Here is a 23,989-nt window from a genome sequence, read left to right as displayed (position 1 = left end):
AGATGCCTTGTAAATCTTAATATGTGCTCACTATTAGATTAAGAATGATAAGGCACTAACGTTGCACCATTTTGTTCATCACAAAAGAAGTAGCAATTTTATTCACTTCAAGGAAAACAAAATAATCCAAGCATTTAAAATCTTCGTCATAAAATGCTTGTTTCGATAGTTTCGACTGCATTCCTAAATAGGTCTGAAACAGTTTTGGCATGCGTTCATCTTGTGGAAAGCTATAATCGGGACGCTCTGGCTCAAAGCTACGTTTTGAACGGATATCAATGGTCTGATGATCACCCAACTGTTGAATCTGACGATGGGTATAATAGGCACGTGCCAAATTATCATCCAAATGGATACTGACACAGCCCATTAAATACTTAGCACGCATTGACCAAAGTACTTTAGGGGTCAAGTTCAACCAGAGCATTGAGAGTGCTTTACCCGAACGGAATTTAGGGTGCACACAAGTACGTCCAATTTCTAAGACACTGGGTAAGTGAGATAAATGCGGGACAATTTCGAACTCTTGGGCACTATAACTTTGCCCTATCTCATTGCCTTGGAACAATTTAAGACGGGTATAAGCGACAATTTCGCCTGTCCATTTTTCACGTAATACCGCATGCTCACAACCAAAATCATAAAGGTCTTGATCTAGACCGTCTTCAAAGTTCATACCAAATTGATGACTAAATTGCGTTGCTCTAAAGCGTTGTACTTCTTGTAATTCTTTTAAATTATCCACCCATTCAAAACGGAATTGATTTTGAGCTGGCTTGTGGCGTAAAGGTAAAGTCAATGTCTGGCGATATTGATTTAGTTTTTCTAGCATAATGAAAGCTCCTTATGACTAGACCTACCTTAAATTGCTTAAATGACATTGCGATGACTAAAACATGAACAGGTCATGACAAAAAAAGAGACCTGCTTGAGGTCTCTTTAAAACAAATAAAATTAATGTTTCGCGCGATTGGTAATGAGTGTACCCACACCATGATCAGTAAAGATTTCCAGCAAGCTCGCATGTGGCACACGACCATCGACAATATGCGCACTGACCACACCGCCTTTAACCGCATCTAAGGCACAGCCAACTTTTGGAATCATACCGCCATAAATCACGCCTGTTTCGATCAAACGATCAACTTCTTGCGTACTTAAGCCTGTGAGCAGGTTCTTATTTTCGTCCAACACACCCGTAATATTGGTCAATAAAATCAACTTCTCGGCACCCAAAGCTTCGGCAACTTTACCAGCCACGAGATCTGCATTGATATTATAAGTATTGCCTTCTTCATCTACACCTAATGGTGCAATGACAGGAATGAAATCACTTTGGGTAAACATTTCCAGCACATCAGTTTTCACGCCAGTAACTTCACCAACCATACCCAAATCAATTTGCGAAATAGAACCGTCCGTCTCCTGTTTTTCCATCAGCAGTTTACGTGCACGTAGTAAATTACCATCTTTACCAGTCAAACCAATCGCACGACCACCATGTTGATTAATCAGGTTGACGATCGATTTATTGACACTACCACCAAGTACCATTTCAACCACTTCCATGGTTGCTTCATCGGTCACGCGCATGCCATCAATACGATCAGACTCTTGTCCTAGACGTTTTAGCAATGAATCCACCTGTGGACCACCACCATGCACAACGATAGGGTTTAAACCTACTGTTTTTAACAACACGATGTCACGGGCAAATGAACTTTCCAGCTCAGGATCAGTCATCGCATTACCACCATATTTTACAACCAGCGTTTTTCCTGCAAAACGTTGGATATACGGCAAAGCTTCGATCAAAATTTTTGCTTTATCAATGCCGATATGCTCATGTGGCATGCGTCTCTCCTTTTAGGCCTGTGCGAGTTCTTGTGCAATCTGTGGATATTGGTCTTGCAACATAGAAACAAACTTCTGACGAATTTCAATTAATCTGTTCTGATTATCAGCATCAAAACGGACGGTAAAATATTCACCAGTATTTGATGCTCGAATAATGCCAAATCCATCGTCAAAATCAAGTCTTACGCCATCAATTTTACTTAAACGAGCGCCTAAACGGTGACTTAAAATTTCAATATCATTTAAAACCTGCTTAGGATTGGTATCATGTGTCCCAATATAGGTATCTTCAGTGCAAAACCGTTCTGGATACGCTGCCAATAAATCAGACAGGCTGGTTGCCTCAGATTGGGTTAAATACTCCATCACGCGTAGCGCAGCATACAAGCCATCGTCATAGCCAAAGCCACGTCCATCATTAAAAACATAGTGACCTGCATATTCACCACCGAATATCGCACGTCCTTGCGATTGAGACAAATAAGTACGCAGGAAACTACTGCCTGTGCGGATCATTTTCGCTTGCCCATTCAAACGCTGTACGGTATCAGCCACCATACGAGAACACTTCACATCAAATACAATTTCTTTATGTGGATGTTGCTGCAAGCACATCTGAGCAAACAGTGAAAGTAAACGGTCAGGGCTAATAATATGTGCATGTTCATCCAACAAAACTACACGATCCCCATCACCATCCAATGCAATACCAAGATCGGCCTTTTCAGCAAAAATAGCGGCTTGTAATTTTACTAAATGTTCTGCATGAGACGGGTCTGGTGCGTGATCAGGAAAATGTCCATTGGCTTCGCAGCGTAAAGCAATCACCTTGCAGCCCAGTTTTTCTAAAACCAGTTTGGCGCAACGCCCTGCCGAACCATGTAATCCATCTAGAACGACTTTTAATGGTCGTGCTAACTGAATGTCACTGAGCAATGCATCCTGATATTGCAAACAATATTGGGCAACAATCTGATGTGCAGTATTTTTTAAATGCAGAATATGTTCAAGATTGGGTATAGAAATTTGTGCGAACTGCCCCACCTGTTGAATGGTTTCTGGGGTTGGGGGTTCACCTTTTAAAATCCATTTAATTCCATTATCAGATTTCGGATTATGGCTGGCTGTCACCATCACACCATTACCCCCAAAGTCACGGGCAATGTAATACATCATTGGGGATGAGCAACAACCAATATTGGTCACCTGTAGACCCTGTTGTTCAAAAATATGTTGAAGGATATGAGCATAGGTTGGACTGGTTAAACGTGCGTCATAACCAATCACAACATGGGTTTGCTCAGCATTTTTATATTGTGATGCTAAAGCATAGGCGATAGAACAAATAATATTCGGTGTTAAATTGCTCAACTTTCCGCGAATATCGTAGGCGCGGAAAATATTCAGAGGAAATGTATGTTTTATATTCACTGTAAGCCCCTATTTTTATAATCTTTTGATCCATAAAAAAAGCAGAAACTATTAAGAAATTAACTCACCCTTATTCAGAAAAATTAAAATAATAATTTGTCAGCTGCTTTGTAATATATATCGAGGCAACAATCAATATGAAAAATGCAACGTTTTTCAGCAAAACATTGCATTTAAAGTGATAATTACTGAAAAAACTTATTGTTTTCCTGTGTGCCCAAAACCACCTGCACCACGCTCAGTCGCAACAAACTCGTCCACTTGTTCGAATTCTGCCTGTACCACAGGAACCAACACATACTGTGCTAAACGTTCACCAGGCTCTAAACGGAAGGTGTTTTGTCCACGGTTCCAAACCGACACCATCAACTCACCTTGATAATCTGAATCAATCAAGCCTACCAAGTTGCCTAATACGATACCGTGTTTATGGCCTAGGCCTGAACGCGGTAAAATTAGACCAGCAAAGTTTGGATCTTCAATATAGATCGCCAAACCTGTCTTTACTAAAACCGTCTCACCTGCAGCAATATCAATCGCTTCATCTAAACACGCACGTAAATCCAAACCTGCTGAACCTGTCGTCGCATAAGAAGGCAACGCCCACTCTTGACCTAAACGTGCGTCTAATACTTTAACTTGAACTTTCATAAAGCTAACCTTTCAAATATAAAACTTCTACTTCCAAAGACTCGAAGATATGTAATCAACTAATCTTTTAAATTTCTCATAAAATCTGAAAATAAATCCCAATCTGGTTGATAAGTCTCAATAATTTTTATTGGATAAGTTTGCTTATCCTTTAAAACTTGGTAGAGTTTCTTTTTCCAAACAATGGGATTTTTTACATACCAAACCCATTCTTTTCTAGAATTTCCAGTTACGACTAAAACAAGCTGGCTTAGATCTTTGGTATCTAATTTAGAAATATCTTCTTCAAAATCAAATTGTAAATCCATCGTTGTAGCATCGGGCATCCCACTCTTGTTTATATCTGAATATTCCCAATAAATTCTTAATAAATATGGATAATTTGATTTAACAACATCTTCTGCATATTTACCACGGAATACTAGAACTTTCCCATCTTCATGACCTTTTGCAGTAAAGTACGTTTCCTCTGCTGCTACAGTTTGACTAAAGAACAGCAATGATAGAAAAGCGATAAAAATGTACTGCTTCACGATAATTATCTTTTCAACAATGCTTTTAAATTAGCGAGGTACTGTTGAGCCTGTTCTTTCGGATCAACATTGGGTGCCAATTTCTTTTTACGACCATGCCATTCCAGATCATCTTGTGGCATCTCGTCCAAGAAGCGACTTGGTGTCATTTGACGCATTTGCCCGCCATTCTTACGCTGCTCCGCGAGGGTTAGCGTTAAGCCTTGACGTGCACGGGTAATGCCCACGTACATCAAACGGCGTTCTTCTTCGACAGTTTCAGATGCGATCGAGTTTTTATGCGGTAATAACTCTTCTTCCAAACCAATCATATACACATAAGGGAATTCCAAACCTTTCGCTGCATGCAGCGTCAACAAATTCACCTTATCGGTATCTTCCTCTTCTTGTTGCTGCTCAAGCATATCTAGCAGCACCAATTTACGAATCACGCTTTCAATATTCTTCTCATCGACATCATCAGTACGATTCAATAAATTTTGAATGCTGCTATAAAGGCTTTCGATACTGTCGAGCTTGGTTTTTTCCTGCGCAGGCGTCGCTGCCTGTTCACGAATATAATCGATATAACCTGCTTCATTGATCATCTGACGAACCTTTGGCATTGGTTCATCATCATCGAGTAATTCACGTGTAAATGTCGCGATAAATTCGGCAAACTCATGTAATTGAGTTGATGCCTTCTTCGGCAAGACCATTGCCAAACGCTGATCTGAAGATGCTGTCAGCAAAGACAAGGTATTCTCTTGTGCGAATAAACCAAGTTTTTCTAAGGTCACAGGACCAATCGCACGTTTTGGCGTATTAATAATACGTAAGAACGCACTGTCGTCTTCAGGGTTAATGATCAAGCGTAAATAGCTCATCACATCCTTAATCTCCGAGCGTGCGAAGAAGGATTGACCACCAGACAATTTATAAGGAATCTGCATTTGACGTAGTTGCGTCTCAATCACACGCGCTTGGAAGTTTCCGCGATACAGCACCGCATAATCTTTCCAGTTTTTACCATTCATCAGCTTATGCGTGATCAAATCTTTCACCACGCGTTCAGCTTCATCATCATCGTTTAAACAGGTGATGACACGAATGGTTTCGCCATGACCTTTATCACTCCACAATTTCTTATCAAAGATATGCGGGTTATTCTCAATCACGGCATTGGCTGCTTTTAAGATACGACTGGTCGAGCGATAATTTTGCTCAAGTTTAATAACTTTGAGATTATGGAAATCATCTTTCAGCAAGGCCATGTTTTCAGGCTTTGCACCACGCCAAGCGTAAATGGACTGGTCATCGTCACCTACAGCGGTAAACTGCCCCATCACCCCCACGAGCAGCTTAACAAGCGTATATTGCGCAGTGTTAGTATCTTGATATTCATCCACCAATAAATAGCGCACACGGTTCTGCCATTTGTCACGGACTTCGGCATTTTCCTGTAACAAACGCGTTGGCATTACAATCAAGTCATCAAAATCGACTGCATTGTAGGCACGCAGATTTCGCTCATACAGCTGATAAAGATGAGCAAATTGGACGTCTTCAACCGTTTCACAGGTCGAATGCGCTTGTTCTGGTACGATCAGATCATTTTTCCAATCTGAAATTTTCTTCATTGCCTTAGCAAGAAGTTCTTTACTCTCTGCACCAGACAAATTGTCACGCTGCATCAAATCCATCAAAATTCGTTTGCAGTCATCGGCGTCTAAAATAGAGAAGTTATTTTTAAGCGGTAGATGTTTTAATTCTAAACGTAATAAGTTTAAACCAAAGGTATGGAAGGTCGAAACCGAAAGACCTTTTGCCTCTTCACGAGAAAGTAGCTTTCCGACACGCTCTTTCATTTCACGTGCAGCCTTATTGGTAAAGGTCATTGCCGTAATACGATAGGCAGGAATACCACACTGCTGCACCAGAAACGCAACTTTTCGGGTAATTACAGAGGTTTTACCAGAACCTGCACCTGCAAGTACCAGCAATGGCCCCTGAACATATTTCATGGCTTCAAGTTGCTTGTCATTGAGTTGACTGGCAGATGACATGGGACGTACCTCTCTCGTTTCCGAGCCTGTTTTTTCGAGCACAATTATAGACATCTCTGTTTTAGAATCCCAATAGTAAATCTAGGGATATGTATAAATTATGATGTTTCAACTTTTAATAACGACACAATTTGTCGCTCAATACAAAAAGTATAATTAGAATATTGGTTTTAATTATCTTAAAATGAATTTTTGATTAAAAAATAAATCAAGATTAGATACAAACATCTATATTTATTAAGGAATTAGCATGAAGTTTCTAGCGGTACTTAGCCTAATAACTATTCTATCTGCTTGTGCAACCACACCAACAACATCTGAGAGTGCAAATGTTGTACCTCCTCAAAGAATCTATCAACAAAGTTACTTTACAAAAAGTGAAGGTACCTTAGAAGCAAAAGTTGTGTTCTTCCGAGATAAAGGATTAACAGGCTTTGGTTGTTCGTACGATTTATATATTAATAATCAAAAATCTTTTTCGCTCAAACAAAATGAACAAGCAACAATTTTTTTAAAACCTGATTCTTATATTTTTAGACTTGAAACTAGTAAAAATAACCTTTGCCCCTCAATTGTTGACTCACAAGAAGCCAATATTAAATCAAATGCTGAACTAGAATACAGAATATCTCTCCCATCTGATGCAAATGCTCGTCTAGTCAGAATCAAATAATCAAGTTATAAAATTTTCAGTAAGGAATTCTTCATTTTACAAAAGAATTCCTTTTTAATTTTAATTCCAATAAAAAAACCACCCGAAGGTGGCTTTTTCAAATCAGTAAAAATTACTGTTTAGCATAAATGCTGATTTCTACACGGCGGTTTTGCTCTTTACCAGAAGCAGTCGCGTTTGAAGCGATTGGGTTCGCTGAACCTAAACCTTGCGCATCAATACGGCTACCCGCAATACCTTGACCAGCTAAGTAGTTTTTAACTGATTGAGCACGTGCTTGAGATAATGGGATATTGATTGAGTCATTACCCGTGTTATCTGTATAACCTGTTACAAGGATCGCACTCTTGTTATCTTCACCTAAAGTTTGCGCTACTTTATTCAAAGTACCGTAGAAATTAGGTTTGATGTTTGATTTGTTTGTATCAAACGTAATGCTACCTGGCATGATCAATTGCACAGAACCATCTGGGTTACGGCCTACTTCTACACCAGTACCCGCCATTTGTTCACGTAATTTTTTCTCTTTGTTGTCGAGGTATAAACCACCAGCACCACCGAGAATCGCACCAATTGCCGCAGCACGGTTGTTTTGCTTACTTGAGTTTGCGTTACCCTTAGATACACCATAACCCGCAGCTGCACCAATTAATGCACCTAAAGCAGATTTGTCATACTCAACGCCGCCAATGTTATTACCTGTTGTTTGGCAACCAGAAAGTACCAATCCAGCCCCTACGAGTGTTGAAATTACTAATGCACGCATCGCGTAGCTCCTGTCTATGTATTTTGTTGTCTGGACAAATAATGAATGAGAAAATTGAGCTAGACCATTGATATTTTGTTAATAATAAACACTTTATTTATATTTTTGTAATATTTTGATGCATTTTACTTGAACAGAACCACACAATCCCTTCATTGTTGCATCAATTATCATAAAAAATATTTTTAGAGATATTCATCACACAAAACCATCTTGCAAGTTTTAGTAATTGGTAAGCGAAAGATTTGCAACGTTGATCGGAAAAAAGCCCCTAAGCCACCTAAATATATAAAAATTGTCACATCAATCAAATATACAGTTGTATTTCAACCTCTGTTGTTTATAGTTGAACCACCTCTTTTCCAAATATCTGCACTCAAGGTTTGATTTATGTCTACCGCAAATAAAAAAGCATCCTTATTGCAAAAGACCAGTAAAGGATTGGCCGTCAGCTCAGTGATTACAGGCAGCACTTTTTTTCATGGCCCTCCTGTTCTGGCTTTAGGTCTCACCAAATTATTCAAAAAATCAGCGAAAATAGATGAAACCAATATTCAACTCGCCAACAGTTGGATTAAGGTCAATAACCAACTCATTGAACATATATTACCCAACTTAAAATGGGATATTAGTATTGATGAAAAACTCGATCTCAATTTACAAGGTCGATATCTCATGATGTGTAACCATCAAAGTTGGGTGGATACCACGGTGAATCAATATTTTGGTTTAACCCGTATGCCGCTGACCCGCTTTTTTACCAAATGGGAACTTATTTTTATTCCTTTCGTTGGACAAGCATTCAAAATTTTGGGCTTCCCGATGATGAAGCGCCATACCAAAGAACAAATTGCAAAAAATCCAGAGCTAAAATCACGTGATATGCTGGAAGCGCGTAAAGCATGTGAACAGTTACTCAGCCAACCTTTTACTTTATTGAATTATTTAGAAGGCACACGTTTTACCCCTGAAAAGCATGCGCAACAGCAATCGCCCTATCAAAACCTACTCAAACCGAAAGCAGGCGGTTTAGCTTTGGCACTGAATATTTTGGGCAATCAAATTGATGCTTTTGTGGATATGACCATTGTTTATCCTGATGGTGCACCAGGTTATGGTGAATTTTGGCTGGGAGATGTCTCACGTATTGCCGTCGATTTACGTAAAATAGATATTCCAGATTGGGCACGTAGTGGTAATTATGAAGATGATCCCGTTTATCGTGAACGCTTCCAAAAATGGGTTGACCAAATCTGGACTGAAAAAGATCAGTTAATTACCCAAATGAAATCCAAGTATCATTAATAATCTCATCAGGGATTGAGCACAAACATGACCCAGCAGGACTCAGGAAAAAACTCTAAATATAGCTATGTCAATCCGAGCAGCAAGTTCTTCAAGCTGTTCCTTGTCTATGACATTTTCATGGTGTTTATTATTGTTTTTAATTTGTTCTGCCTAGGCATGAACTTTTTCTTGATGAGTAATATTGGTGCATGGTTTTTTAATACCATCCACCTCCCGAATGTACTCGATTTCTATCGTAGTTATTTACATCCTTGGGTGATTACCACCGAAGCATGGTTCATTATCTTTTTGATTGCTGAACTCTCGATTCGCTGGTTCCTCTCTATTGTACAAAAGCATCATGCGCGCTGGTGGTTCTTTCCCTTTATTCATTGGTACGAAATCATTGCGATTATTCCGCATTTCCGTTTTTTACGTTTATTTCGCGCGGGTATTATCGCCTACCGACTGCATGAACTGGGCTATAAAGTGGTCCCAGATGGAATTCGGACCAAAGCCCTTTTCTACTATCGCGTGGTGATGGAAGAGCTGTCTGATCGTGTTGTCATTACCGTCATTGATGGAATCCGACATGAGCTGCAAACCAGTTCCAGTCATAAAAAAATTATCCATGACCTTGTTGACCATCATCGACAATTGTTCACTGTGACACTTTCATCCATGTTGCAAGAATCTTTAGCGACTGCTTTACAGCAACAACAACCTGTGATTACTCAAAAAGTAGGTGTTATTGTCAATCAAGCCATTGAAGATACGCCTGAACTGACGCAATTATTGCGTTTGATTCCTATTGTGGGTAGCCGAATCGAACAGCAAATCCAAAGTATTGGACAACGCTTAGGCGAAAATATTAGCGCAGGTTTAATTGAACCATTTACATCGGGCTCAGTTCAAAGACCAAATGAAAATTATCAATTTATTGCAGAGAAAGTCAGTGAGCTGAATATCGATAATCAGTACTTAGAAGAATTGGTCGAATCCGTGGTATTTGAAAGCCTTGAAGCGATTCGAAAACAAGTAAAAGTAAAGCAATGGCAGCAAACTTTGCAAGAATATGATCAATTGGATAAAAAAGCAGAATGATTACAAGAAAAATTACCAATCAAGCTAGAGAATTCGTGTAATTTGTTCTAGCATTTGCTTTTATTTACAACTGCTTTAACACAATAGAGCGCTTAAAAAGCCCTGAAGGATAAATTATGGCTGATATACGGATTACGGGCAGAATGGTGAATTTTAGTCGACTGACTTTCGACACAAATGACCATAATGCAATCCGACAGCAACTTACCAGCACGCTGAACGAAGGTTCTTATCTCGGAACATTGGTCATTCTAGACAGTACCGTTGAGCAAGAGCTGATCGCATTAATTCAGCTATTAATCGATTTAGGTTTACAGCCTATGGCCGTTATTGATGGCATTTTGGGTGATGAGGCGCGTGCCATCCAATTCCCTGTTCTTCCTACAGATCAACCGTTACAACGGATTAAAGCATCAAAAGAACAAGTGGTTGAGCATGCTCCTGCTAAAGCAGTCGATAACTCAGCAATACAAACACCACAAAAAAATACATCGAATGCATATATCACCTCTTATCATGATGAGATTTTGCGGACAGGCCAATGTTTGGTACAAGATCAAGGCGATATTATCTTAAATGCTGGCATGAATAGTGGATCAGAAGTGATTGCATCTGGAAATATTCACATTTATGGCAATGCTCGTGGTAGAGTCATTGCAGGTGCAGGTGGACAAGCTGCAGCGCGTATTTTTTGCCATTCGCTCGAAGCAGAATTAGTCTCTATTGCAGGGACCTATTGTGTAGCAGATGATATTCCTAAAGATATGATCAAAAAGCCTGTACATATTTATTTAAATAACAAGCAAGAACTTGAATTTGAAGCCTTGCAGTTTTAATTTAACAAATGAAGTTTTAAAAGCACCAATAAGCCCTTTTAGGGGCGTATGACCATAAATAGGAGTGGATTCGGTGGCCAAAATTGTTGTCGTAACGTCAGGCAAAGGTGGTGTAGGTAAAACTACAACAAGTGCATCTTTTGCAACAGGTTTAGCCCTACGTGGTCATAAAACTGTTGTGATTGATTTCGATGTGGGTTTACGTAATCTTGATTTGATCATGGGCTGCGAACGCCGCGTAGTGTATGACTTTGTCAATGTCATTAATAATGAAGCACGCCTACAACAAGCACTTATTCGTGATAAAGAGATTGAGAACTTATACATTCTCCCTGCGTCACAAACACGTGATAAAGATGCGTTGAGCGATGAAGGTGTTGCACGTGTGATTGATGAACTTTCTCAAGAGTTCGATTACATCATCTGTGACTCACCTGCGGGTATTGAGCGCGGTGCAATTTTAGCGATGTACCATGCGGATGAAGCAATCATTGTAACAAACCCTGAGATTTCATCAGTACGTGACTCGGACCGTATTATTGGTATGCTGGACAGCAAGACCAAAAAAGTGGAACAAAACGAAGGTCGTATTCGTAAGCACCTATGTATTACACGTTTTAACCCAGAGCGTGCGGATAAACAAGAAATGCTGACGATCGATGATATTTCGAAAGATATTTTACGTGTGCCAACTTTGGGTGTTATCCCTGAGTGTCCGAGCGTACTTCAAGCATCGAACGAAGGTAAACCAGTGATTCTCTATACAGAAGAAAAAGCTGGACAAGCCTATGATGACTTAGTGGCTCGCTTCCTTGGCGAAGACCGTCCTTATCGACACATTGCAGTACAGCCAAAAGGTTGGTTAGCTAGACTATTTGGAGCGTAATTATGGCAGGATTCTGGAGTAAACTTTTTAGCAGTGATGAAAAACCATCAAGTGCACAAACTGCCAAAGATCGTTTAAAGGTAATTGTTGCCTCTGAACAAGGTTTAGGCCGTCGCCTAGGCCAAGACAAAATCGACCAAATGAAAAAAGAAATCATGCAGGTTGTGAGTCGTTATGTTCGTGGTGTGGATGAACAGCATATCCAAATGCAAGTTCGTTCAGAAGCAAATATCGAAATGTTAGAAATGAATATCAATTTACCTGAAGATCGATAGAAGTTTTTTCATTAGCGATTTTTCGCAAATAAAGGCAGAATACGCGGGTGGATTTGGAAAGTAGGACTTTCCCCACTCCAAGTATTTTGCCTTTATTATTTTATAAGACTGAGGAGATTGTCATGGCATTATCACAGCCAGCAACTTTCAATGAAGAATGGTCAGATGAGCGTGTGTTTGCCTACCTTAACCAACTTCCTCCAACTGGCGTAAATGCTGACTTTCATGTGCTCTACCATGCATTCAAACATATGCGTCCAAATGATTATGAACGCTTGATTACCCAGTTTTTGGCTGATGGTCGTGATCTCAATGCAACCAATCCTGAAGGACAACGCATTCATGATGTGATTGCGCAGTTCCCACGCCAAAAAGATGGTTTCTTGGAAGTTTTGGCAAAGTTTGCTTAAGTACTTCTCGAATAAAGCCACATAATGTATCTGTGCTACTTATACTCAGACTTTCAATTATGTGGCATCATCTAAAGACTGCCATCTCACTATTTTTCAATTTATTAAAATAAAACCAAAACAATTCTATTTTCAGCAACCTATTTTCCAAGAAAGACAATGACAAACTCAGACATTGATTTAATTGAAGCCCCACCAATAAAACACCACCTTGCTGATCTGAAAATTATCAGCATGAAGAAGTTTATCGTCTTATCCATCATTTCTTTTGGCTTATATCAAATTTGGTGGATGTTTAAAGCATGGCGTTTTTTTGCAATCAAAGATAATTTAAAAATTATGCCTGCCGTGCGTGCCATTTTTTCAATCTTCTTCTTATATTCGCTGTTTAATAAGATTCAAAGCTATGCCCAAGAAAATGGCTATACGCGATCATTCTCAGCAGCATGGCTGTTCGTTGGCTATCTACTCATAACATTTGCCTGTAATCTGCCTGATCCTTATTGGTTGATTAGCCTATTCAATTTTATTTTCATGATTCCTGCTTTTGTCGCATTTAACTATGCCAAAACACAGTCTGATGAAGTTAATAGCCTAATCCAAGAAAAGTTTAGTACTGCACATGTGGTTGTCATTATTATTGGCTCACTGTTGTGGCTATTAGTACTCGCGGGCCTATTGATGGGATCAGCATAAAGGAATATCGTTTGCCCTAACCTAAAGATTAATCAATAAAAAAGCCTCTATACAAGAGGCTTTTTTATTAGAAAATTTCTATTAAACCAAAATATCGCGCTTACCATTTGCGCCCATCGAGCTCACGATCCCGTTCTCTTCCATTTGGTCTATAATTCGTGCTGCACGGTTATAGCCCAAGCTAAATTTACGCTGTAACGATGAGGTTGATGCTTTACGTGTTTCCAAGACAAAGGATACACATTGGTCGTAAAGTGCATCACGACTTGGATCACCATCGCCATCTTCAAAACCACGTGATGTCGGTTCTTCATCAAATGGAGTCAGAATTTCATCGACATAGTCTGGCTCACCACGCTCACGCCAAGCATCACAAATACGGTTGACTTCATCATCGCTAATAAAGGCGCCATGCACACGCTCAGGTTCGATCTTACCAGGCCCAAGGAACAGCATATCACCATGGCCAAGCAAGTCTTCTGCCCCACCTGCATCGAGAATGGTGCGTGAGTCAATCTTACTGTTAACACGTAATGCAACACGGGTCGGAATATTGGCTTTAATCAAACCAGTGATTACATCTACCGATGGACGTTGCGTTGCAAGTAAAAGATGGATCCCCGCTGCACGCGATTTCTGCGCCAAACGGGTAATCATTTCTTCAGCTTTTTTACCAACTTGCATGATCATGTCAGCAAACTCATCCGCAACAATCACAATCGACGGTAAAGGTGCTAAACGCGGTGCACGCTCACCAACAACTGAATCACTGGCTTTCCATGTTGGATCAATCAGATCCTCACCATTGGCAATTGCTTCTTCAACTTTACGGTTATAGTCGCTCAGTTTACGAATTTTTAGGAATGACATGAGTTTATAACGACGTTCCATTTCATTGACACACCAATTGAGCGCGCTGACTGCATCTTTCATGTCAGTCACAACAGGTGTTAACAAATGTGGAATATCATTATAGTTGGCTAATTCAAGCTGCTTTGGATCGATTAAAATTAAACGTAACTGGTCGGGTGTGTATTTCAATAACATCGAAAGAATCATCGAGTTGACTGCAACTGATTTACCCGAACCTGTCGTTCCCGCAACCAACATATGCGGTGCTTTCCCAAGGTCAGTAATTACTGGATTACCTGAAATGTCTTTACCCATCGCCATAGAGAGCAAACCCGCAGGGTCTTCAAAAGCTGGCGTTTTCAATAACTCAATCAACCGTACCATTTCACGGCTACTATTCGGTACTTCAATCCCGATATACGGTTTACCCGGAATAACTTCAACCACACGGACAGAAGCCATCGACATAGAACGTGCTAAATCGCGGGAAATATTGGTGACTTTAGACGCTTTCACACCAGGCGCAAGATCCAGTTCAAAACGCGTAACAACAGGACCCGGCTGAGCTTCTACCACCTGTGCTTTTACGTTAAATTCTTGCAACTTGATCTCAAGCAATTCAGAAAGACGTGACAACTGCTCGGCTGTAAAGTTCACTTTCTTATTTGGATCAACTTCATCCAATAGCTCTAAACCAGGTAAGGTTGGTAAATCACGGCGTTTTTGTGCAACTTGCATTGAACGTGACATTGGACGGCCAAATGCATCTGTCAACGGTGCATCTAAATCAAAGTCATCTTCAATTTCTAAATCAGACTCAGGCTCGGCTTTACCCGCGGTTTCTTGCCAAGCTTCAATGAAAGCTTCTTTAGATAAAGTCTGTTTGGCTACTGAGTTGACTTCAATCGGTGCCTTCACGAAAGCAGATGATTGCGCATAGCTGGTGCTTCGAGGACTGCTGTTTTCAGGTTCATCGTCTACCAGAAGATCATTAAAATCATCCAATTCTTCATGGACAGTACTGTGCGTTTCGTCTTGAGTCGGATGAGCTACTGTTTGGATTGGAGAAGAATATGATTGCTGTGTTATTTCTGTCGATCGTGCAGATTCGGTAATTAAAGCTTCGATATCTGCTTCAAATTCAGCTTCAGGTACATGATGGTTTGCAACTGTGGCAGGCTCTTGTGTAAATGGAGTATGCAAATCTGTCGCTGTCTTACTGTTCGGTACAGCAGCCAACAATTCATCAAAGATTTGATCATCATTCCAATCTAAGTTGCTGGTGTTCGCTTGCTGTGTTGACAAGTTGGTCCCTGCCGCAGGCGCATAGTGTGCTGAAGCATTCGCTGAATCATCAGCCGCTCTTAATAGCGCATCAATCTCCTGCTTATGACTGGCATCATCACGTTGTAATGCGCGCCATACTTCACCGGTTTGCACCAGACGTTGACTTTCTGTCTCGAACTGATGAGCGCGTTGTAAGGTCTGTTCAAAATCTTCGACCTGTTCTGCAGTTTGAGGTTGCGAACTGTGCTGTTGCTCTTTCGCCACAACATCGGCAAATAATTTTTCAGCCATCAATTGATGATGTGAATCATCAATTTTAATCAGTTTCGCCTGAACTTGAGTTGTCTTATCTTCAACAGGATTCTGTTCTGGCTCTAGCTGAGCCTGTGCTTTATTTTTAATCGCAGGTGTTTCAGCTGTTGCCAATTGCTCAGTGAGATCATAAGCAGATTCGTGCTGCGGCACATTTTTATAAAACAGATCTTGTAAATAGGCAGGCGTATTTTTCAGAGTGATCCAAGTCTTATTCCACTGGATACCAAAGGCTAAGGTGAGCAATAAAATACTAAATGCCAGTAAGAACAGGGTTGCACCGTAAATGGTTAATAATTGAGATAAACTCTGCCCCAACTCATAACCAATAATGCCGCCTGCCGCATTGTCCAATGTATCCGCTGGTGTGTTCCAATGCAGATACAATAAACTTGAAATTGAAAGAATTAAGAAGAACTGGGCAGCATAACGAAATGGACGGTTTAAAAAGCTTCTTGGCCACCAGACCTGAATGGCCTCGATAAACAAGAACAATGGAATGAGCAAGCTTGCCCAACCCAAAAATCCAAACAGTAAATCTGCGATCCAAGCCCCTGCTACACCACTTGCGTTTGAGACCTGTTGGGTATCACTGGAAATATGCATCCAACCCGGATCAAATGGTGTATAAGTCACTGTGGCAAGAAATAAATAAATGCCAAAAGAAATCAAAAATAATGTCATTAAAAAGCGTTGTGCATAAACACTTGACACCGCAGTCATATACAGTCCTGTAACCCAATTCGTTATTTGTTAGTATCTTTTAAGGTCTAAATTACCTTAATCAATAAGTTTTATATTATGCACTCGTTCTTACAAAAAAGATGCACGATTGTTTACTGTTGTTGTTAACATCCTGCTCGGATATAGCTCAATTCGATTGAGTTAATCAGTATTATCCCGATGGATTTAGCCCACTCCCCTTCGGATTCACGTATAATTTTAGCAGTTTTGATATAAAAAGGATGTTCTTTAATGAGCGCTCGTCACTCACGGTTAATTATTTTGGGTTCTGGTCCTGCAGGTTATAGCGCAGCAGTGTATGCAGCACGTGCGAACCTCAAGCCAACACTGATTGCGGGTTTGCAATTAGGTGGTCAATTAACAACGACCACTGAAGTTGATAACTGGCCAGGTGACCCAGAGGGATTAACTGGTCCTGTACTCATGGAGCGTATGCAAGCTCATGCAGAACGTTTCGGTACAGAGATTGTCTACGATCATATTAATGAAGTAGATCTTAAAACCCGTCCATTCGTACTTAAAGGCGATATGGAAGAGTACACATGTGATGCGTTGATTATTGCAACAGGTGCAACTGCACAATACCTAGGCCTTGAATCTGAAGCTGCCTTTATGGGGCAAGGTGTGAGCGCATGTGCAACATGTGATGGTTTCTTCTACAAAAACCAAAATGTCATGGTTGTTGGTGGTGGTAACACTGCGGTTGAAGAAGCACTGTATTTATCAAATATCGCAGCACATGTAACACTGGTTCACCGTCGTGATAGCTTACGTTCTGAAAAGATCTTGCAAGATCATCTTTTTGCCAAAGAAAAAGAAGGCAAAATCAGCATTATCTGGAACCATCAAGTGGATGAAGTTTTGGGTGACAAGACTGGTGTAACCGCTGTTCGTATTCAATCAACTCAAGATTCAAGCACGCAAGATGTTCAAGTTCAAGGCTTGTTTGTTGCAATCGGACATAAGCCGAATACGGGTATGTTTGATGGCCAGCTTAACTTACGTGATGGCTATATCCAGGTGCATAGTGGTACTGCCGGTAATGCGACAGCGGCATCAATTGAAGGCGTATTTGCGGCGGGTGATGTTGCGGACAGCATCTATCGTCAAGCGATTACTTCTGCAGGTTCAGGCTGTATGGCAGCATTAGATGCAGAGAAATATCTCGATAATTTAAACTAATCAGGCCAGAATAACTAAAACCACCAATCTTTGGTGGTTTTTTTTTACCAGCCCCCCTACAATCGAAAAATTGACGACTTTTTAAACATTCATACAATCAGTCTATAGGATATATAAATGACAACGACCTGGACGAACGGCTATCAAACTGAAGTGAATTATACTTACGGCTATTATCGAGATCTCAGTCCGAATTTCCAAAAGTTTTGCTTATTGTTAAACGGTATTGATAGTCCCGATTTTCAGGAAAACCAAACCCATTGCGAACTTGGTTTTGGTCAAGGCGTCAGCATCAATATTCATGCAACCTGTAATGAAGCAAAGTTTTATGGTACGGATTTTAACCCTGCCCATGCAGCACATGCCAATCAGCTGGCTGAACAAAGTAAGACTGAACATTATTTTTATGATGACAGCTTTGAAGAATTGCTCAATCGCCAAGACTTACCAATGTTTGACTCAATCAGTTTGCATGGGATCTGGAGCTGGATTAGCTATGAAAACCAGCACATTATTTTAAAATTCATCCGTAAATTTTTAAAACCCAATGGTATTGTCTATATCAGCTATAACTGTGTAACAGGTTGGGCAGCCAATATGCCGATCCGAGAGTTATTTCATAGTCACTTCAAGTTCAATAGCAAAAGCACCAATCCCTTACAAAAAGTCAATGAAGCCCTAGAGTTCAGTGATGAACTACTTAAACAGAATCCTATTTTTGCACAACGCAATCCGAATGCACTGCAAAAAGTCGCGGATTTAAAGCAACAAAATCCAAATTACTTGATTCATGAATACCTAAACCAAGACTGGCAATGCTTTTCTTTTCAACAAATTGTCCGTATTTTAGATGAAATTAAACTGTCTTATGCAGGTTCAACTGATTTAAGTACTCATCTAGATAACATCAATTTCTCCGAACAACACCAAGCATTTTTAAATGCCATTGAACATCCAATTTTCAAAGAGCAATGTCGAGATTATTTTGCCAACACACAATTCAGACGTGACTTGTTTATTCGCGGTAAAAATAATTTAACGCCTTTGCAAGTGCAAGAGCGACTACGTAAGACGGCCTTTGTCTTGCTTACGGCTAAAGAACAACTGCCAACCAGCATCAATGGTTTATTAGGCACCTTTAATTTAATCGAAGAAATTTATAAACCAATTGGTGATAAGTTCGCGCAGGAAAATTATCGACCATTGACCATTGCGGAATTAGAGCAAAGTTTTCCACAGTTAAATTATGCAAAAATTCTCAACGCCTTGGTAATTTTATCGCACCTCGGTTTGGCGCAACCTTGTCAAATATTGGAACCAAAACAAGAAACGCTGGAACAGTGCCAACGCTTAAATCACTATTTACTCAAGCAAGCCAACTTCCATCAAAACTATAGTGTCTTAATCAGTCCATTAACGGGTATTGGCATCCCAACTGAGCATTTCCATCAATTGTTCTACCGTGCACATTTTGTTGATGGCTTAGCGGCAGCAAGTGACTTTGCAGATTATGTTCAGGATGTCATCAGTCAGTTGAATTGGTTGGTTTTAGACAGTGAAGGAAAAACCGTCACTGATCGAGAAAAAAGCCTCGAAATTATCCAAGGCAAAGCGCAGCTTTTCTTAGATAGCAACAAACTCCAAATTGCCAAACAGCTGCGTCTATTTAACTAAGCCCAGCGATTGAATGGCAATGACAAAGATTGCCATTCAATACAACTTCAGTTAGCTTAGAATCAGTCTCATTAATTTTTTCTTCTATGCAACAGCTCCCCCCTTCACAATATATTTTCCCCAATCCAATTGAAGCTGATCCCGAAGGTCAAGGATTTATCTGTATTGGTGCAGATCTTTCACCCTCGACTTTATTTGAAGCCTATACGCATGGCTTATTTCCTTGGTTTAATGAAGATGAGCCGATTTGTTGGTGGAGTCCTGAACCACGTTGCGTGATCGAACCCCATGCCTATACACCGAGTAAATCTTTAATCCGCAATATGAAAAAGCATGATTATCGAATTACCATTAACCATGCCTTTGAAGAGGTGATCCGTTCTTGTTCATTGCCTCGAAGCTACACCAACGAAACTTGGATTAGTGACGATATTATTGATGGCTACTGTGCGCTATTTGAAGCTGGTTATGCTTATAGTGTTGAAGTCTGGCGGCAGGATAAATTGGTCGGTGGACTCTATGGTGTCAGTATTGGTAAAGGCTGTTTCGGTGAATCGATGTTTAGCACTGAAACTGATGTTTCTAAAATGGCATTCTATACGCTAATGCTGATCGGACAGGAAAATCAACTGCCTTGGATTGACTGCCAATTGGTCAATGATCACCTTTTAAACCTCGGCGCGAGTACACTTTCTCGCCAAGACTATCTTAAATCGTTACAAGATGTAATTATTGCCCCCTCTATCAATTGGAAAAGTTATCAAGAACGTGTATTTTCAAGTAAAACAATAGCAGTTTTTGCAAAATTAGACGGTTAACGGATTAACACCTTGGAGGGACAGATTAATGAAATCATATCAACCCAAGTCCCTTTTAAATGACTTACAGTATTACATTACGCCACCACATGACTGCAGTTATCTTGATAACAAATCAGCGCGAATGGTGTTCTTAGACCCAATTCACCGTATTGATGTGGTGACTTTGTCAGAACTTTCTCGTGTTGGTTTTCGTCGCAGTGGTGATTTTGTCTATCGTCCAGAATGTCATTTATGTCGCCAATGTTTATCCTGCCGCGTTCCCGTTCAAGAGTTTAAAATGAACAGTAGCCAGAAAAAGGCATGGAAACGCAATCAAGATTTACAAATGAGTATTTTGCCGACCTCGCAAGCCACTCAACAACACTACGACCTATATGAACGTTATATTAATGAACGTCACTCAGATGGCGATATGTATCCTGCCAGTCTGGATCAATTTGAAAAATTTTTGGTGCATAGCTGCACAGAGAGTTTCTTTATCGAGCTTTGGAAAGATCAAAAGCTGATTGGTGTTTCAACTTGTGATTTGATGGATGACGGACTTTCAGCCGTTTATACCTTCTTCGATCCAGATGAACAACGCCGCTCTTTAGGTGTGTTTGCAATCCTCAAACAAATCGAATATGTACGCACATTAAACCTAGACTACTTATATCTAGGTTACTGGGTGCCACATTCATCTAAAATGAATTATAAATCGCAATATACACCACTGGAATTATTACTAGATGGTCAGTGGCGTAGACTCAACCGCCCACTCTCAGATAATGAAATTCATCAACTTGGCAACTCATTGATGAGTACTCTACCCTCTGAGTGGAATAATTTAATTATTAAATAAAGCCGCAAAATCATCAGTGCATGTTTTGACCATAATCACAGCATGCTCTCTTGAGCCATCCGTATTTGGGTAATAATTTTTGCGTAAATCAATTTGATGAAAACCTGTCTTTTCATACAATCGAATAGCCGCTGTATTACTTTCACGTACTTCTAAAAAAATCTGGATCGGATTATTTTTTAATTGTTGAATTGAACTTTCTAACAACGCATAACCAAGTCCCTTGCCCTGTTGACTAGGATCAATTGCCATCAACAATAAATTTGCTTCATCCAGAACTGGCTGCAAAATACAAAAACCCACCACTCGATTGGCTTGTTCATAAACTGTACATTGATAGGCAGCAAAGGATTCCTGAAACTGCTGCTTCGACCATGGATGGGTTTGGACTAAAGCTTCAATTGCAGCAACACGATCTAAATCTTTTTCTTGCATCAATCGAATCACGATCTACAACCTTTAAAAATACTGATGCAGATTATCAGCAATTTAAAGCAAAATTTGAATAAAAAAATGGGCAGTTTTCACTGCCCGTTGAAATTAACTCAGATTAAAGCCCAACTCAGCACGCCATTTATTCAATAACGCAGTGGTATCCTGATCATTGGGATGAAACTTCGGTCTTAAGAAATCCAATAAGGTTGGAATTTGACGGGTCATAAACCCTTTATAACCATACATAAATTTGATCATGTATTTGGTATCACGCCATGTAAGCTTGTCATCAGTTCGCAAAAGTTTCGCCGTGAAATAAGACTGGGTAATAAAGATCAGCCCCATTGCAACCACCAATGCAAGTGAGCGCATAAAATAGGATTTCGCACCTTGACCATACATCGCTTCATACACATCAAAAGCGACCGCCTTATGTTCATTTTCTTCTACCGCATGCCACATCCATAAATGGTACATGGTTTGATCCATAAACATCGCTTGAATGTCTGGATTGCTTAACAATTCTTCTGCAATGGTTGAGGTAAAATGCTCTAATGCACACGTCCCAGTCAGTCCGATCATCTCTTTACTAAAACCAAAAGGTTTAAGGATTTTTGAAGCAACACCAATGGTACGGTTAATCAAACGCCCTGTTTGAGCTTCTAATTCACGAACATCATAACCATAAGCTTGTGCTGAAGCATTAAAAGCCAAATGTTCTTTAGAATGCATCGCTTCTTGACCAATAAAGGCACTGATCTCTTTCTGTAGCCGCTGATCGGCCAATTTAGGGTCATTACGTACCGCACGTGTACTATTCACAAAGAATTGTTCGCCCTCTGGAAATAGTGCTGAAAGCGCAGTCATAAAATGTGTTAATGCTGCATCACCATTGGCCCAATAACGGGGCACTTCACCAAATTCAAAATCCATTCGGCGTACAGGAAAACTGGCGCCAGCTCGGTTTGAAATATTGACTTTAGCATTCATTCCTTGTTCTCCTATACGATAGATATTCATCATTGATCACTTTCTATACTTCATTTATACGCTCTTTTAAATGCAGGTAATAAGTGCAGATAAGGTCAGAAAAGCATCATCTTAGGACATGTCAACAGGTTCAAAATATTCTATGAAATGAAAGATTAAAAATATAAAAGGGCAACCAAGTTGCCCTTTTATAAACGATGTTTGTCGAATGAATTTATACAGATTACAAACCTAATTTCGCTTTCCAATCTTGCAATAATTGTACGGTGTCTAAGTCATTCGGATGGAAACCTGGTTTAAAGTAAGCCAGCATTTCACCTGCCATACCCGAAATAATTCCTTTTGATGGACTATAAGCATATTTATAAATCATGCCTAATTCTTTTAAATTCAATTTTCCATCATCTTTCAAAAGCTTCACCACAAATGAAGATTGGGTCAGGAAAATTGCCACCATCGCAACAACCAAAGCACTATTGCGTAAAGCGTAAGCTTTCACACCACGTCCAAAAATTTCTTCATAAACATCATAAGCAACTGCTTTATGTTCATTTTCCTCTACTGCATGCCATAGCCACATATATTCCATGGTCTTATCTTGCATCAATTCTTGGATATATTGGTTACGCAATAGTTCCGATGCAATTGTGGCAGTAAAGTGCTCAAGTGCTGTTGTGGCTGTTAAGTCCACCATTTCTTGGGTCATACCGAATGGTTTAACCAATTTGGCAAATAATTTACGACCCGTTTGAATGACAACACCCGTTCTTCTTTCCAGAGTTTCAATATCATGACCATATTTTTGAGCTGAAGCATTGAAATTGACATGCTCTTGGGTATGCATTGCCTCTTGCCCAATAAAAGCACTGATTTCTTTTTGCAATTTTTCATTGTCTTTAATGGCTGGGTGATAACGAACAGCACGGACTGAATCGATAAATAATTTCTCACCATCTGGAAACAAGGCAGATAGGCCAGTCATAAAATGAGTTAATCCAGCAGAACCACTCACCCAATACTCAGGAACTTCATTAAAATCAAAATTCATACGACGTACTGGGAAACTTGCACCTGCACGATTCGAAACATTTACTTTAGCATTCATGCTGCCTACTCCTTTTCAGTGGTGTATTTCCACTGAGCACTTTTGTTCGCTTTCTTGAGTTTTATATTACGGTTTTATCGGAATCAATTAAGTGCAGTTTAGGACAGCGTAGTATCAGTTAAGGACACTCTAACAAAAAGATTGTCGAACAATAGGCGAAAAAAAACACCCTAAAGGGGTGTTTTTTTTCACTCTAAGCGATTATGCAGTTACTTTAGCAACAACACCAGCGCCTACAGTACGACCACCTTCACGGATCGCAAAACGTAGACCTGGGTCCATTGCGATCGGGTGAA

Annotated in this window: 22 protein-coding genes and 2 pseudogenes; 12 read left to right on the top strand and 12 right to left on the bottom strand. The window is 40.0% G+C overall.

The genetic code is table 11. The annotated features are described in order from the left end of the window. Positions 1–55 precede the first annotated feature (55 nt). The 6 genes from MMO42_RS14035 to MMO42_RS14010 form a co-directional block, all read right to left on the bottom strand. Positions 56–832 (bottom strand): GNAT family N-acetyltransferase, encoded by a 777-nt coding sequence (locus MMO42_RS14035; RefSeq protein WP_241320970.1) that lies wholly within the window; start codon positions 830–832, stop codon positions 56–58. Positions 833–954: 122 nt separating this feature from the next. Then, complete coding sequence (gene argB, locus MMO42_RS14030; protein WP_241320969.1) at positions 955–1,854, bottom strand: acetylglutamate kinase; 900 nt, start codon at positions 1,852–1,854, stop codon at positions 955–957. A 12-nt stretch (positions 1,855–1,866) separates the two neighbouring features. Then, a complete protein-coding gene (locus MMO42_RS14025; RefSeq protein WP_277603349.1) occupies positions 1,867–3,264 on the bottom strand; it encodes a phosphomannomutase/phosphoglucomutase in 1,398 nt (465 codons plus the stop codon). 222 nt (positions 3,265–3,486) lie between these two features. Then, a complete protein-coding gene (dut, locus tag MMO42_RS14020; RefSeq protein WP_005150972.1) occupies positions 3,487–3,939 on the bottom strand; it encodes a dUTP diphosphatase in 453 nt (150 codons plus the stop codon). A gap of 59 nt (positions 3,940–3,998) precedes the next feature. Beyond that, a complete protein-coding gene (locus MMO42_RS14015; protein WP_277603348.1) occupies positions 3,999–4,439 on the bottom strand; it encodes a DUF695 domain-containing protein in 441 nt (146 codons plus the stop codon). Positions 4,440–4,477: 38 nt separating this feature from the next. Further along, on the bottom strand, positions 4,478–6,517 hold the full coding sequence (locus tag MMO42_RS14010) for a UvrD-helicase domain-containing protein (protein ID WP_241320966.1): 2,040 nt from the start codon (positions 6,515–6,517) through the stop codon (positions 4,478–4,480). Positions 6,518–6,767: 250 nt separating this feature from the next. Here MMO42_RS14010 and MMO42_RS14005 point away from each other — a divergent pair, with 250 nt between their 5' ends. Next, positions 6,768–7,190 carry a hypothetical protein gene (locus MMO42_RS14005; RefSeq protein ID WP_241320965.1) on the top strand — a complete coding sequence of 141 codons (423 nt, stop codon included), beginning with the start codon at positions 6,768–6,770 and terminating at the stop codon, positions 7,188–7,190. A gap of 112 nt (positions 7,191–7,302) precedes the next feature. Here MMO42_RS14005 and MMO42_RS14000 read toward each other — a convergent pair whose 3' ends face one another. Next, positions 7,303–7,956 carry an OmpA family protein gene (locus tag MMO42_RS14000; RefSeq protein WP_241320964.1) on the bottom strand — a complete coding sequence of 218 codons (654 nt, stop codon included), beginning with the start codon at positions 7,954–7,956 and terminating at the stop codon, positions 7,303–7,305. 390 nt (positions 7,957–8,346) lie between these two features. Here MMO42_RS14000 and MMO42_RS13995 point away from each other — a divergent pair, with 390 nt between their 5' ends. The 7 genes and pseudogenes from MMO42_RS13995 (at position 8,347) to MMO42_RS13965 (ending at position 13,450) form a co-directional block, all read left to right on the top strand. After that, positions 8,347–9,261: an acyltransferase gene (locus MMO42_RS13995; protein ID WP_005292278.1), complete on the top strand. Its 915-nt coding sequence runs from the start codon at positions 8,347–8,349 to the stop codon at positions 9,259–9,261. Positions 9,262–9,288: 27 nt separating this feature from the next. Next, a complete protein-coding gene (locus MMO42_RS13990; RefSeq protein ID WP_241320963.1) occupies positions 9,289–10,347 on the top strand; it encodes a preprotein translocase subunit SecA in 1,059 nt (352 codons plus the stop codon). Between the two features lie 116 nt (positions 10,348–10,463). Further along, positions 10,464–11,183: a septum site-determining protein MinC gene (gene minC, locus MMO42_RS13985; protein ID WP_241320962.1), complete on the top strand. Its 720-nt coding sequence runs from the start codon at positions 10,464–10,466 to the stop codon at positions 11,181–11,183. Between the two features lie 73 nt (positions 11,184–11,256). After that, positions 11,257–12,069 (top strand): annotated as a pseudogene (gene minD / locus MMO42_RS13980) (septum site-determining protein MinD); the annotation flags it as partial. Between the two features lie 2 nt (positions 12,070–12,071). After that, complete coding sequence (gene minE, locus MMO42_RS13975; protein WP_004655180.1) at positions 12,072–12,344, top strand: cell division topological specificity factor MinE; 273 nt, start codon at positions 12,072–12,074, stop codon at positions 12,342–12,344. Positions 12,345–12,466: 122 nt separating this feature from the next. Further along, on the top strand, positions 12,467–12,754 hold the full coding sequence (locus MMO42_RS13970; protein WP_005150979.1) for a PA4642 family protein: 288 nt from the start codon (positions 12,467–12,469) through the stop codon (positions 12,752–12,754). Between the two features lie 159 nt (positions 12,755–12,913). Then, positions 12,914–13,450 carry a hypothetical protein gene (locus MMO42_RS13965; RefSeq protein WP_241320961.1) on the top strand — a complete coding sequence of 179 codons (537 nt, stop codon included), beginning with the start codon at positions 12,914–12,916 and terminating at the stop codon, positions 13,448–13,450. Between the two features lie 81 nt (positions 13,451–13,531). Here MMO42_RS13965 and MMO42_RS13960 read toward each other — a convergent pair whose 3' ends face one another. After that, complete coding sequence (locus MMO42_RS13960) at positions 13,532–16,624, bottom strand: DNA translocase FtsK (protein WP_241320960.1); 3,093 nt, start codon at positions 16,622–16,624, stop codon at positions 13,532–13,534. 252 nt (positions 16,625–16,876) lie between these two features. Between MMO42_RS13960 and trxB the strand changes: the two genes are divergently transcribed. From trxB to MMO42_RS13940, 4 genes are all read left to right on the top strand, one after another. Further along, positions 16,877–17,827 carry a thioredoxin-disulfide reductase gene (gene trxB, locus MMO42_RS13955; protein WP_004805153.1) on the top strand — a complete coding sequence of 317 codons (951 nt, stop codon included), beginning with the start codon at positions 16,877–16,879 and terminating at the stop codon, positions 17,825–17,827. A gap of 117 nt (positions 17,828–17,944) precedes the next feature. Beyond that, positions 17,945–19,501: a class I SAM-dependent methyltransferase gene (locus MMO42_RS13950; protein ID WP_241320959.1), complete on the top strand. Its 1,557-nt coding sequence runs from the start codon at positions 17,945–17,947 to the stop codon at positions 19,499–19,501. Positions 19,502–19,587: 86 nt separating this feature from the next. Then, positions 19,588–20,319 carry a leucyl/phenylalanyl-tRNA--protein transferase gene (aat, locus tag MMO42_RS13945; RefSeq protein ID WP_241320958.1) on the top strand — a complete coding sequence of 244 codons (732 nt, stop codon included), beginning with the start codon at positions 19,588–19,590 and terminating at the stop codon, positions 20,317–20,319. Positions 20,320–20,347: 28 nt separating this feature from the next. Then, positions 20,348–21,163 carry an arginyltransferase gene (locus MMO42_RS13940; protein ID WP_005150985.1) on the top strand — a complete coding sequence of 272 codons (816 nt, stop codon included), beginning with the start codon at positions 20,348–20,350 and terminating at the stop codon, positions 21,161–21,163. Here the strand turns inward: MMO42_RS13940 and rimI are convergent. The 4 genes and pseudogenes from rimI to MMO42_RS13920 all read right to left on the bottom strand — a co-directional run. Next, positions 21,149–21,598: a ribosomal protein S18-alanine N-acetyltransferase gene (rimI, locus tag MMO42_RS13935; protein WP_005292259.1), complete on the bottom strand. Its 450-nt coding sequence runs from the start codon at positions 21,596–21,598 to the stop codon at positions 21,149–21,151. The genes MMO42_RS13940 and rimI overlap by 15 nt on opposite strands. A gap of 105 nt (positions 21,599–21,703) precedes the next feature. Continuing rightward, positions 21,704–22,588, bottom strand: a complete 885-nt coding sequence (locus tag MMO42_RS13930; RefSeq protein WP_241321087.1) for a metal-dependent hydrolase — start codon at positions 22,586–22,588, stop codon at positions 21,704–21,706. A 223-nt stretch (positions 22,589–22,811) separates the two neighbouring features. Beyond that, positions 22,812–23,693 carry a metal-dependent hydrolase gene (locus MMO42_RS13925; protein ID WP_241320957.1) on the bottom strand — a complete coding sequence of 294 codons (882 nt, stop codon included), beginning with the start codon at positions 23,691–23,693 and terminating at the stop codon, positions 22,812–22,814. A 201-nt stretch (positions 23,694–23,894) separates the two neighbouring features. After that, positions 23,895–23,989: pseudogene (locus MMO42_RS13920) on the bottom strand (elongation factor Tu); the annotation flags it as partial.

The organism is Acinetobacter sp. ANC 3882, assembly GCF_022549545.1.
Classification (GTDB): domain Bacteria; phylum Pseudomonadota; class Gammaproteobacteria; order Pseudomonadales; family Moraxellaceae; genus Acinetobacter.
The sequence above is the reverse complement of the archived record's forward strand: the minus strand, read 5'-3'. Positions and strand labels throughout refer to the sequence as shown.